We start from the raw sequence: 12,878 nt of genomic DNA, 5'->3' as shown, positions 1-12,878 counted from the left end.
AATATATAACATTATATAATATAATAAAAAAAATCCAATATATACTTGAATATTATGAAAAAATAAAGGAGTTATTGTAATATGTCTGATATAAAAAAAATTGGTGTATTAACAAGCGGAGGAGATGCCTCTGGAATGAATCCTGCTATAAGAAGTGTTGTAAGAACAGCAATAGCCAATGGTTTGGAAGTAATGGGAATTAAAGAGGGCTATCAAGGACTTATGTATAATGATGTATACCCAATGACAGCTGGAAGTGTTGGAGGCATCATTAATCATGGAGGAACTATATTATTTTCTGCAAGATCACCTGAATTTCAAACAGAAGACGGTATGAAAAAAGCCGCTGATAATATGAGATATCATGGTATGGACGCCTTAATAGTAATAGGCGGAGACGGAACTTATAAAGGGGCTTTGGATTTTTATAATCATCACCCTGATTTTCCTATAGTAGCAATACCGGGTACTATTGACAATGATATTTTTGGTACTGATTATACTATAGGTTATGATACGGCTGTTAATGTAGCAATGGACGCTATTGATAAATTAAGAGATACTGCTACAAGCCATGGAAGATGCTTTGTCGTAGAAGTTATGGGAAGACATGCCGGATACATAGCATTAGAAGTAGGAATAGCTTCAGGAGCTGAGGATATACTTATACCTGAGACTCCTACTGATATGGATAAAATAGTAGAAGAATTGCAAATAGCTAAAAAAAGAGGAAAAAAATCTTCTATTATAGTTGTTGCTGAAGGTGATGAGTCTGGCGGAGCTATGGAAGTAGCTAAACAAATAGAAGGTAAAACTGGTTTTGATACACGTGTTACTATACTCGGTCACATGCAAAGAGGAGGATCCCCTACTTCAAGAGAACGCTTAATGGCTGCAAGATTCGGATATATTGCTGTTAAGGCTTTACTAGAAGGCAAAAAAAATGTGGCTGTTGGTATTTGGAAAGGAGAATATACTTATACTCCTTTAACAGATGCTGTAAAAAAAGTGCCTAAAGTTGATCCTATAGACTTAGCACTATGCAGAACACTTGCTATATAATTTAAAAAATTAATAAACAGAGGATTAGATATTATGATAGAAAATAAGTCCATTTTAGGTGTTAGAATAGATAATTTCAAGGCAACTCTTGAAGAAATATTAGATTACCTTAAATATGGAAAAAATATACTCATAATATCTTTGGACGTGCATCAATTACTAAAAGTTCATTATAATAAAAAGTTAAGAGAAATTGTTAATAATGCTTCTTTTGTAATTGCAGCACATCCCTCTATAGCTAAAGCATATAAATTTATACATAAAGAAGAATTAAATTATATAAATAATTTTATTTTATTTTCAAAAGTCCTAGACTATATAGAAGGAAAAAAAATGTCTATGTTTCTCTTTGGCGATGAAGAAAAGTATTTCTTTACTATATCTGAGAAAATCAAAAAAATATACCCCGGCATATATATGATGGGAAATTATCAAAATACAAAAGATAAAAAAGAGTTAGACAAAGCATTTATAGGATTTAAAAAAATAGAGCCTGATGTATTTTTAATATATATGAATTTCAAAAAATCTTTATATTGGTTTAACAATAATAAAGAAAACCTAGACATGAAATTCTGCATCCCTTTCAAAAGACCTCTTGATAGTTTTGCAGGAAAAATAAAGCCCCCAAGTATGGAAATACTAAACAAAGATAAAAATGAAAGATTTTATCTTAAAAAAAATATATTTAGAATATTTCTATATTTTAATTATATGAGATTCTGGGTATTAGTATTCTTTGAAAAAATAACGGCAAAAAAGCCTAAAGAAACTACCAACTCTTAATTTTTATCTAAATATAAACTTATTGTGAATAAACAAGTATAATAAATATTACTTATTATTTTTAATTAAAACAAAGTATATAAAATAAAATTAATTAATAGCTAAAAGTGTTTCCTGTAAAGCCTGCATATACTCTCTTGCTCTTGAGGCATTAGGATTAGCAGGGTACTCTGATACAAAATTATCTAAAGCCTTATAAGAATCAGAATATCTTCCAACTTTGAAATATGATAAACCTATATAAAGAAGTGCCTCAGCATCTAAAGTATAAACATTATTAAGCCTTACCCTATTATAATAATCAATAGCTCTGTTATAGTTTTTCTCATTATAATAAGACTGTGCTATTCTAAATAAAGCCTCTTCAGCATACTCTGTTCTTGGAAATAACTCTGCTATTTTTGTATAGTACATTCTCGATTTTACATAATTGCCCTCTACAAAAGTTTTATGTGCCATCGCCGGAACCTGTATCAAATATGTTCTTACAACTTCATCATAATATATACTCGTTTTATTATATTTAAGGAAATCCTCATAAGTTTCAAAAGCTCTGTCATATTCATTCATATTGAAATATACTCTCGCTCTTCCTAAAACCGCTAATTCTCCGTCAGCCCTTAAAAAATAGCTCAATGCTTCTCCGTATTTTTTTTGAAGAAACAATTGATACCCGTACTGAATATTAATTTTTGAAGACAAATCTTTATCTGCTGTCTTCAAGTTTTCCTGCAATTTTGACATTATATAAGGATCTGCACTATTTTCTAATCTTGAAATATCTGCATAGGCTAGAACTGCATTTGTAGAATAATATGCAAAATTAGGATTGTTAATTATGTCTGTAAGTCTCTCTTTTGCCAAAGAATATTTTTTTAATCTCTTCAATGAATCGGCTACCATAAAATATGATTCTGCTATATTGGTTATAGGTCTGGATCTGCTGTCTATGGATAAATATTCATTTAAATTATTAATAGCATCTTCATAATTTTCTATCTCGTAGCTTCTTTTACCTTTCTGAAAATACCTTTCAGGAGAAGATAAGGCAGAAACTTTAGTAATAAATACACCGCCTAAAATAGCTACTATTGTTATAACAGATGCCAAAACTGCTGCATAAGTCTTCATAAATATTTACACTCCAATCATAAATCGCTTAAAACTTGATTAATCCAAAAATTAACCTCTTGAGCATTATACGTTTTTATTCTGTTCAAAACATCTAATGCATTATTCTTCCTTCCTAAATATTTATAGCATTTTCCTAAAAGCAAATTAATCTTATAATAAATATCATTATTAATATTTCTTGATGATATTGGCTCAAGAATATTTACGGCTGACAAATAATTTTTATTTTTAAACTCTGTCAATGCTCTATTATAATCACCATTATATTTGCTGATTAAAGATGATGCGGAAGCATTATTATTATTATTATTATTATTATTATTAACTATATTTGTAATATTATATCTGTTTGTTAAAGAATATATATTAGTTAATGTATACATATTTGTAATCGAATATACATTAGTTTGTACATAAGTATTTGTTATATTATTAGTATTAAATACAGTATTTGTTATATATGAATTGCTAATGTATTTACTGTTATTTAAAGTATTATTGGTATCATAGAAGCCGCTATTATTAGTGTATGACTTAATATTAGAAAAACCATTAAAAACTATTGATGATGTATCAACATTATCTCTAGCACTATAAAAAATTAAATCGTCTGCATAAGAAACAACAGCATAATAATATTTAGATGATAATATTGGTCTGTCTAATACATAATAATGTTTTGAATCATTAGTCGCTTTTATATAATCAACAACAGAAGAATCTATTAAAGAAGATTTCCCTATTATAGGGCTTAGACTTCTGTATATATAATATATTACACTGCTGTCGTTTATACCGTCCCATTCAATAATCAATGTATTACTATTTGTTTCTGAAGCTGATATTTTTATATTTTTTGCAAATCTTTCAGCATTTGGAAGATCGTTTATCAAATCTTCATTATATAGAGATGATGATGTTTGAGTATACAAAACATTGATAGATATATAAAAAAATATTATGCTTACAAAAGCAAATATCAAATATATTCCATTTTTTTTAGTTCTTATTTTTTTCATGCAGTTATCCTTATATACACTATAAAAATTCTCGGAAATGAAATATATAAAATTTAATAAAGCAGAATATTAATTACAACAATAATACAAATACATTATAATATATACATAAATAAAAAGACTTAAAAATTATAATTTATTTCCTTAATGAAATAATTATAATATTTTAAGCCTCTATAACTTATCAGTATATATTAATATTATATCTTCTCCATAACAATAGCCACTAAAAATCCAACACACATAGAAATAACAGTAGAAGCAAGCATAGGCACACTTAAAGATGTTATATTAGGCCATAAACTTAAAAAAGATACTATTATAATACCAAGTACAAAGCCGAATAATATAGATTTATATTTTTGAAGTAATACTGTTACCAATTTTGATATACTAAATATACCTATAACAACACCAAAACCCAAAAATATTAAAGGTATTAATAAAGATAAATTAAAAGTTTCAACAAATGCTGATATAAAGTATGATATATTTTCATATTCTCCTAATATTAATAGAAGTAAAGAACCTGATATACCCGGTATAACCATAGCAACAGCAGCAGCAATACCGCATAAAAATAACTTAAAACAATAAATAATTGAAAAAGAACCAGTATATACAGCGGTATCACTTACAGGTTTATTAATATCAAAATACACAAATACAGACATAATAAAAGCCCCTAGTACAAATGCTATAAATACTTTAATATTAAACTCTTCTACAGTCTTTGTTATAAATGGAAATGAACCCAATATAAGACCTACAAAAAATATTCTTGTAGGAATAGGATAATATGTAAAAGTATAATTAATAAGTTTAAGAAATAATACTATAGAAATAGCTGCTCCAACGGCAACAGGTATTAATACTTTTAGACTCTCTTTAATATCAGACCATTTAAGTTTTATTAATGCCTCAGGCAGAATAGATATTGAATATGTCAATTTTTCATATATTCCAAGTACAAAAGCAATAGTACCGCCTGAAACTCCCGGAATAGCATTAGCAATACCTATAGCCATTCCTTTTATAAAATATGATATATAGTTTTTCATCGTTTCCTCTTTATAAGTTTATTAAATTTATTTTAATTTTTATTATAATAAAAAATAATAATTTTTAAATATTAGAAAGCTAAATATAAAAATTGTGAGCGTATAGCAAATTCATTTGCTATACATCTTTAGCGAACAATTTTTATTAGCAATAATAATAAAAAATAATAATTTTTAAATATTAGAAAGCTAAATATAAAAATTGTGAGCGTATAGCAAATTCATTTGCTATACATCTTTAGCGAACAATTTTTATTAGCAATAATAATAAAAAATAATAATTTTTAAATATTAGAAAGCCAAATATAAAAATTGTGAGCATATAGAAAATTCATTTACCATACATTTTTAGTGAACAATTTTTATTAGCAATAATAAAAAATAACAATTTTCACAAAAAATGCCATGAATATAAAATTATACTCATGGCTATTATTAATAAATTTAATAAATTAGCTTATAGCAGCTATTATTTCAACTTCCACCAAAGCATCTTTTGGAAGAGATTTTATTGCAACTGTACTTCTTGCAGGAGGATTTTCTGGAAAGTATGCTGCATATACTTCATTGAAAGAAGCGAAATTAGCCATATCAGTTAAAAAGCAAGTAGTTTTAATAATATTAGCCATAGTTAAATTTTCTGATTCTAAAAGACCTTTTATATTTTCCATAACTCTTTCAGTTTGTTTTTTTATATCATTTTCAGCCATATTTCCGCTTACTGGATCCAAAGGTATCTGACCTGAAGCAAAAATGAAATTTCCGCTTTTCACAGCTTGAGAATAAGGTCCTATAGCTTGCGGAGCTTTGTGTGTTTTAATGATTTTTTTATCCATATACTAATTCTCCTTTCTATTTTTATATATTTTTTTTCATTACTTTATTATGTTAATTATAATTAGTTTTTGCAAAATATCAAGTAATTAAACATTATTTTTAAGAATTAAAAATAGTATTAATTGACAATAATAAAAATTATATTATTATTAGTAGCAGTATTTTTTATATTTTATAAGGTTATATATTCATGAAAATAAACTCTTCAACTATACTTACTGGATTATTTGCTTCTCCATGCCGGCATAGTATATCCCCTATTATGCATAATGAAGCATTTAATAAACTTAATCTTAATTATGCTTATTTAGCTTTTGAAGTGGATAAAAATAATTTAAAAGATGCTGTAAACTCAATAAAAACATTAAACATGAGAGGCGTAAACCTATCAATGCCCAATAAAAAAGAGGTAATAAAATATCTTGATGAAATATCAGAGGCCGCAGAACTCACTCAAAGCGTTAATACCATAGTCAATGATAATGGAATACTCAAAGGATACTCTACTGATGGAGAGGGTTTTATAAAATCATTAGAAGAAGAAAATATATTTATAAAAGATAAAAATATTACAATACTGGGTACTGGAGGAGCTTCTATTGCTATAATATCACAGGCTGCTTTGTATGGAGTAAAAGGAATATATGTTTTTAAAAGAGATACAAACTGGGGCGAACAAAAAAAAATTATTGATAATATAGCAGAAAAAACTAACTGCTCTATAGAATTATTCTCACTTGAAAATAAAAACATTTTAAAAAGAAAAATAGACGACAGCAGTATATTAATTAATGCTACAAGCGTTGGTATGAAAGAAGATGTTTCTTTAATAGAAGATAAAACTTTTTTTAGAGATGATTTAGTAGTAAGCGATTGTATATATAGTCCCGCAAAAACAAAACTGCTTCAAATATCAGAAAAAGAAGGATGTAAAATCATAAACGGTATGGGAATGTTATTGTATCAGGGTGCTTTATCATTTGAGCTTTGGACTAATGAAAAAATGCCTGTAGAATATATAAAAAATATCATATTTAAATAAATTAAGTATACATAAAAATGAGAGGATTTAGAAAATGGAAAATATAGTAAAAATAAAGAATATAAAATTAGGAATCGGATCTCCAAAAATATGTATACCTGTAGTAGAAAAAAATGAAAAAGATATAATAAAATATATAAAAGAGATAAACAAACTTCCTGTTGATATTATAGAGTGGAGGGCAGATTTTTTTATAAATGACACTTCAAATTTTGATTATATAATATCTATCTCTAATGAAATAAAAAAAACAACAAACAAGCCTATATTATTTACATTAAGAAGCATAAAGGAAGGAGGAAATATAAAATATAATAATTCTATAATAGATGTATATAATGCTGTCATCGAAAATAAATGTTTTGACTTAATAGATTTAGAATTATTAACATTAAAAGATGATAATATCAAAAAATTAATAAAATTATCAAAAGCAAACAATATAAAAACAATAATATCAAATCATGATTTTAATAAAACACCTTCAAAAAAAGAAATAATATCAAGAATAAAAAAAATGATAAAATTCAAATGTGATATAGCAAAAGTAGCATATATGCCTAAAACAAAAAAAGATGTAATAACATTATTAGATGCTTCAAACGAAATAAAAGATTTTCCTATAATAGCTATATCTATGGGAGAGCTTGGAATTATAAGCAGAATATTCGGCTCTATACTAACATTTGCCTCAGCTAAACGTTCATCGGCACCAGGGCAGCTAGAGGCTATGAAACTTAAATATATCTTAGACAGTATTTATACAAAAAATTAGATTTTTTTATATTTTTTCATATCAATGACAAAATCTGTCATAGACTCCTAATATAATTATAATATATGATTAGAAAAGGAGAATGATAATGAAAAATATATCGTCATCAAAAAATAATAATGAAATAATAAATAATAAACTAGAAGTTTTATATGATTTCTTTGAAAATAATAATATAACTAAAATAAAAAGCTATAAAAAAGAAGATTTATTAAATATTAAAAACTTAGATTTAAGCAGTCTTAAGCTTAGATATATTCCAAATGAAATAAGTATATTAACAAATCTTAGACATTTAGATATATGTAATAATGATATAGATAAATTTCCAGAATGCATATTATCGCTGGAAAATTTAAAATATATTGATATCAGTTTTAATAAAATTAAATCAATACCTAAAAAAATTATTGTCTTGCAAAATGCTGAAGAAATAGATATATCAAATAATATATTAAAAAGTTTTCCTAAAGAAATATTTAAATTAAAGAAATTAAAAACTCTTAATCTATCAGGATATTCATTAGATGAAATTCCTAATGAAGTATTTTATTTATCAAAATTAGAAGAATTAGATATATCAAATAACAATATAGTAAATATATCTAATAAGATTTCAAAATTAACTAATTTAAAAAAACTTTATATTAATAATAATAAAATAAAATCTATTCCTAAAGCAATAACAGAACTTCCAAAATTAAAAATTTTATCATTGCTGGATAATAATTTAAAGGTTATAAGTGAGTATATAGGAAATATCAATACCTTGGAAGAGTTATATTTTAGCAGCAGCTCATTAATAACTATAGAAAATGATTTTTATAATTTAGAAAATCTAAAAAAACTATATATAAAAGGAAACCTCTCATCTTTGCCTAATGAAATTTATAAATTAAAAAAATTAAAATATTTATATATAAACGGAATGATAATAAAAAGCTTATAAATTTCATTATCAATAAAAAATAAGACAAGAGTATCTACTACCCTTGTCTTATTACCAATAATATCTATGGCTGCTTTATAATTAAATCTTTGTTAAACCATTTTTGAGATATTTCTGAAGCTGTTCCGTCAGATTTTATCTCATCTAATATTTTATCAATTTCCTCCAAAAGTTTTTTATCGGATTTTTTTATTCCTACAGCATATAAACCATCTGTAAAAGGAGTGCTGTATACTATAGTAAAAGGAGCATTTTTTTGAGCTATATAATACTGAGCAAAAACATCATCTATTATCACAGCATTTAATCTGTCATTTTGCAAATCAGCAAGTGCATCAATATTTCCATTATACTGACGTAATTCTTTTATCTGTGAAACTATAGGGTGATTTGATATTTGCTCATAATTACCGCCGTATTGAACACCTACAATTTTACCTGCCAAATCATCTATAGAATTAATACTTTCATCATCATTATTTTTAACAATAATAAGCATATTATTCAAATATGGCTTTGAAAAATTCATATACAACTTTCTTTCATCGCTGATATTAAGACCATTCCAAAGAACATCTATTTCACCATTAGTTAAAATGGATGTGGAGCTGCCCCAATCTATAGGTTTAGTTTCAAGCTGAACTCCCATACGTTTAGCAACTTCTCTTGCTAAATCAATATCAAATCCAACTATTTCGCCGTTATCTCCTACAAATCCCATCGGAGCAAAAGTATCATCTAAACCAAGTACCAATTTTCCTGCATTTTGTACTCTTGATAAAGAATTATCTTCTTCCTGAACTTGCATCTCATCTTCTTTAACAATATCAAAATTATTTAAAGGCTGATTTTTATTATCTTCTTTAGAACATGAAACAGCAAATAATAAAAAGAAAGACAATATAATAATTGATGCTTTTTTCATCTTTATTTTCTCCATCAATAAATAAAATATTAAAAATATAATTTTATTTTAAAACTATATCTTTAGCAAACCATTTCTGAGATATCTCAGCAGCCTTTCCGTCAGCTTTCATCTCATCTAATATTCTGTCAACCTCTGCCAAAAGTTTTTCATCACTTTTTCTAAAGCCAACACCATACAATTCTTCTGTTAAAGGGCTATTATCAACTACAACAAAAGGTGCTTTCTTTTCTGATATATAGTACTGAGCAGCTACTTCATCTATAATAACAGCATCTATTCTTTTAGCCTGCAAATCCAAAAATGCATTTACATTTACATCATATCTGCGTATTTCTTTAGCATCTTTACTTGAAGGATCAGCAGTTAATGCTTCATCATTACTTCCAACCTGAACACCCAATACTTTTCCTGATAAGTCATCTTTAGAGTTAATAGCAGCATCATCAATAGCTTTTACTATAACAAGTCTGTTATTAAGATAAGGTTTAGAAAAATTAATCTGCTGTTTTCTAGCGTCATTGATAGTTACACCATTCCAAAGCACATCTACATCGCCTTTATTAAGGCTTAATATTGAACTAGACCATTCTATTGGTTTTATCTCTAATTCTACACCAAGTCTTGAAGCAACTTCTTTAGCCAAATCAATATCAAATCCTACAACTTCTCCGTTTTCATCTCTGAAACCCATTGGAGCAAAAGTATCATCCAAACCTAATACTAATTTGCCTGCATCTTTTACCTTTTGAAGAGAATTATCCTCTGTTGATTCTGGTGCTGCATTATTATTAGCACTTCCTGAATTATTATTACAGCTTATAATAACTGCAAAAAAAGCCAATAATAAAAAAGTTAATATACGTTTCATAATTTTTTCTCCTTAAGAAATTTTTATATTTAATTAGTTTATAAAATTAGCTTATACAGCTTATAATTAAAGATTTTATCTATGATATCTATGATTGGTATAATGAAATGACAAAAAAAGAATATTAGAAATATTGCATAAACAATAATTATTATTCATAAGCAGCTCCATAACCTACTTCATTACTACGTATTGTAATACTATTTAAGAAAATGTCAACATTTATTTGAAAATTAATTTCCAATTTTTGATTTTATATAAAAATATTATTTATGAAATATCTTGTTTAAGAAATCTTTAATCCTATCATTACTCTGATTATTAAAAAAATTATCCGAAGTATCCATAGCGATAATTTTTCCAGCGTCCATAAAAGCAATATTTGTAGAAAGCTCTCTTACAAAACTTATTTCATGACTTACAACTATCATAGTCATTTTTTCTTTTGCAAGCTCTTTTAATACTGATAAAACTTCACCTATCAGTTCTGGGTCTAATGCTGATGTAGGCTCATCGCAGAGAAGTATTTCTGGTTTCATAGCCAAAGCCCTTGCAATCGCCACTCTCTGTTTTTGTCCTCCTGATAGTTCATTAGGATAACTGTCTTTTTTATGCTTAAGCCCTACACTATCTAAAAGTTTTAATGCCTCTTCAATAGCTTCGTCTTTATTCTGTTTCTTTACTATGATAGGAGCTTCTATTATATTTTCTAATGCCGTTTTATGAGGAAATAAATTAAAATGCTGAAATATCATACCTATTTTTTCTTTACGCTTCATAAAATCTGAATGTGTAATATTTAATGCCTTCTCACCTTCCCTCTTACAAAATAAAACCTCATTATCTATATAAACCTCTCCGTAGTCTGGCTCTTCTATCTGTATAATATTTCTTAAAAGCGAACTCTTTCCAGCTCCTGAAGGTCCTATAATAGAAAGTATATCTCCTTTATTAACCGTAAATGATACTCCGTTTATAGCTGGAGTGTCTTTATAATGTTTTTTTATATTTACAACTTTCAAATTAGTTTCTTTAGTTTCTAATGACATATTTCTTCTCCAATTGTCTGAATACAAGAACCAAAATAGAAGTAAAAAGCAAGTATATAATAGCTGCTATAAAAAACGGAAGTAATTTATAATCTCTAGTAAGTATTTGTCTGGCATGAAGCATTAAATCGCCTATACCCAACACTATGACCAAAGCAGTATCTTTTATTAAGTTAATAGCCTCATTAGAAAGCGGAGGAAGTACTCTTCTCACAGCCTGAGGAAGTATTATTCTAGTCATAATCTGTCTATAGCTTAAATTAAGAGCAAAACCAGCCTCATACTGACCTTTCTCTATACTTTCAATACCAGCTCTGAATATCTCCATAAGATAGGCAGAATAATTAAGTATAAAAGTTACAGCAGCGGATGTAAAAGCCGGAAAAGCTATCATATTATTGGTCATAAGAGGAAGCCCATAATAAAAGAATATAAGCTGAAGTATTAAAGGAGTTCCTCTAAATATCCAAGCATATATATCAAAAATATACCTTATAAACTTTGGAGCACTAAACTGCAATGCTGCAAAAAGCATAGATAATGGAAGAGAAAATATTGCCGTTACAAAGTAAAGACATAAGGTGATGTATGTTCCTTTTAATAGGTACAAAGTAGTAGATATTACATAATCCATAAATAAAACCAATAAATATAAAAAGTTAATTGAAATGCCATTATAATACTATTTGTAAAAATATCAATAATAAAAATATACAAAGAATTATTCACAGTATATTTAATAAACTAAATCACAATAATAAAATTAAATGATTATTTCATTTTCTAAACTTATATTATGTTTTTTTATATTTAATGTATTAGAATTAAACGGATAAATTGGAAGAAATATATTATTAATAATTTTATTTTTAGATAATAATTGTCTTTCAATAATTTTATCTTTTTTCTTATTTGTACTATTTATATTTCTATATGACTTATTAAAATTATTATATATCAGATAAAACTTTATATTTTCTATATCATTAGAATAGGCTAAAAAAATAGCTCTTATTCTCAAATATGCACCTAAAAACTGTTTATGAAGTTCTTTCAAATCATCATCATGAACATCATTTTTTAATTCTATTATATGCAAATCAAATTTATCATTTTTATTTTTATTTATAATAACAGCATCAGCACATTTATTCATTCTTAAATGGTTAAATTTTTTATTGCCTTCTATATCCGAACTGCAAATAGATTTAGAGTTTAATTTTATACGGCATTCCATTTCTGATTTTTCATCTTTTATAGTAAAAATATCTTCTATCACATCAATCTTGCACATGGTATTATCAAATAAATATCTTTGATTATCTATAAAAGGAGTATTATAAAGTTTATTAAAATCGTCCATAATCA

Annotated in this window: 14 protein-coding genes; 5 read left to right on the top strand and 9 right to left on the bottom strand. The window is 26.4% G+C overall.

Features of this window, described 5'->3' with window-relative positions:
- Positions 1-81 precede the first annotated feature (81 nt).
- Both pfkA and BMUR_RS11815 read left to right on the top strand, forming a co-directional pair.
- Complete coding sequence (pfkA, locus tag BMUR_RS11820; protein ID WP_013114772.1) at positions 82-1,062, top strand: 6-phosphofructokinase; 981 nt, start codon at positions 82-84, stop codon at positions 1,060-1,062.
- Positions 1,063-1,095: 33 nt separating this feature from the next.
- Entirely contained in the window at positions 1,096-1,848 is a 753-nt protein-coding gene (locus BMUR_RS11815; RefSeq protein WP_013114771.1) for a WecB/TagA/CpsF family glycosyltransferase, read from the top strand.
- A gap of 90 nt (positions 1,849-1,938) precedes the next feature.
- On the opposite strand, the gene BMUR_RS11810 is transcribed toward BMUR_RS11815, so the two are convergent.
- The 4 genes from BMUR_RS11810 to BMUR_RS11795 all read right to left on the bottom strand — a co-directional run bounded on the left by BMUR_RS11810 (position 1,939) and on the right by BMUR_RS11795 (position 5,898).
- A complete protein-coding gene (locus BMUR_RS11810; RefSeq protein ID WP_013114770.1) occupies positions 1,939-2,979 on the bottom strand; it encodes a tetratricopeptide repeat protein in 1,041 nt (346 codons plus the stop codon).
- A 17-nt stretch (positions 2,980-2,996) separates the two neighbouring features.
- Positions 2,997-4,001, bottom strand: a complete 1,005-nt coding sequence (locus tag BMUR_RS11805; RefSeq protein ID WP_013114769.1) for a hypothetical protein — start codon at positions 3,999-4,001, stop codon at positions 2,997-2,999.
- A gap of 200 nt (positions 4,002-4,201) precedes the next feature.
- Positions 4,202-5,062: a DUF368 domain-containing protein gene (locus BMUR_RS11800; RefSeq protein ID WP_013114768.1), complete on the bottom strand. Its 861-nt coding sequence runs from the start codon at positions 5,060-5,062 to the stop codon at positions 4,202-4,204.
- A 452-nt stretch (positions 5,063-5,514) separates the two neighbouring features.
- Positions 5,515-5,898, bottom strand: coding sequence for a RidA family protein (locus BMUR_RS11795; RefSeq protein ID WP_013114767.1), 384 nt, complete (start codon positions 5,896-5,898; stop codon positions 5,515-5,517).
- Between the two features lie 191 nt (positions 5,899-6,089).
- On the opposite strand from BMUR_RS11795, the gene aroE reads away from it, so the two are divergent.
- From aroE to BMUR_RS11780, 3 genes are all read left to right on the top strand, one after another.
- A complete protein-coding gene (aroE, locus tag BMUR_RS11790; RefSeq protein ID WP_013114766.1) occupies positions 6,090-6,941 on the top strand; it encodes a shikimate dehydrogenase in 852 nt (283 codons plus the stop codon).
- 34 nt (positions 6,942-6,975) lie between these two features.
- Positions 6,976-7,716 carry a type I 3-dehydroquinate dehydratase gene (gene aroD / locus BMUR_RS11785; RefSeq protein WP_013114765.1) on the top strand — a complete coding sequence of 247 codons (741 nt, stop codon included), beginning with the start codon at positions 6,976-6,978 and terminating at the stop codon, positions 7,714-7,716.
- Positions 7,717-7,804: 88 nt separating this feature from the next.
- Positions 7,805-8,665: a leucine-rich repeat domain-containing protein gene (locus BMUR_RS11780; protein ID WP_013114764.1), complete on the top strand. Its 861-nt coding sequence runs from the start codon at positions 7,805-7,807 to the stop codon at positions 8,663-8,665.
- A gap of 64 nt (positions 8,666-8,729) precedes the next feature.
- Here BMUR_RS11780 and BMUR_RS11775 read toward each other — a convergent pair whose 3' ends face one another.
- The 5 genes from BMUR_RS11775 to BMUR_RS11755 all read right to left on the bottom strand — a co-directional run bounded on the left by BMUR_RS11775 (position 8,730) and on the right by BMUR_RS11755 (position 12,873).
- Positions 8,730-9,590, bottom strand: a complete 861-nt coding sequence (locus BMUR_RS11775) for an amino acid ABC transporter substrate-binding protein (protein WP_013114763.1) — start codon at positions 9,588-9,590, stop codon at positions 8,730-8,732.
- 43 nt (positions 9,591-9,633) lie between these two features.
- Positions 9,634-10,461, bottom strand: a complete 828-nt coding sequence (locus BMUR_RS11770; protein WP_013114762.1) for an amino acid ABC transporter substrate-binding protein — start codon at positions 10,459-10,461, stop codon at positions 9,634-9,636.
- Between the two features lie 266 nt (positions 10,462-10,727).
- On the bottom strand, positions 10,728-11,510 hold the full coding sequence (locus BMUR_RS11765) for an amino acid ABC transporter ATP-binding protein (RefSeq protein WP_013114761.1): 783 nt from the start codon (positions 11,508-11,510) through the stop codon (positions 10,728-10,730).
- The gene (locus BMUR_RS11760) at positions 11,494-12,144 is read right to left on the bottom strand and encodes an amino acid ABC transporter permease (protein ID WP_013114760.1); all 651 of its coding nucleotides are present in this window, start codon (positions 12,142-12,144) and stop codon (positions 11,494-11,496) included. Before BMUR_RS11760 ends, BMUR_RS11765 begins: the two co-directional genes overlap by 17 nt.
- Positions 12,145-12,273: 129 nt before the next feature.
- Positions 12,274-12,873: a hypothetical protein gene (locus BMUR_RS11755; RefSeq protein ID WP_041750131.1), complete on the bottom strand. Its 600-nt coding sequence runs from the start codon at positions 12,871-12,873 to the stop codon at positions 12,274-12,276.
- Positions 12,874-12,878 lie beyond the last annotated feature (5 nt).

It is taken from the genome of Brachyspira murdochii DSM 12563 (assembly GCF_000092845.1).
In the GTDB taxonomy this organism is placed as follows: Bacteria; Spirochaetota; Brachyspiria; order Brachyspirales; family Brachyspiraceae; genus Brachyspira; species Brachyspira murdochii.
The sequence above is the reverse complement of the archived record's forward strand: the minus strand, read 5'-3'. Positions and strand labels throughout refer to the sequence as shown.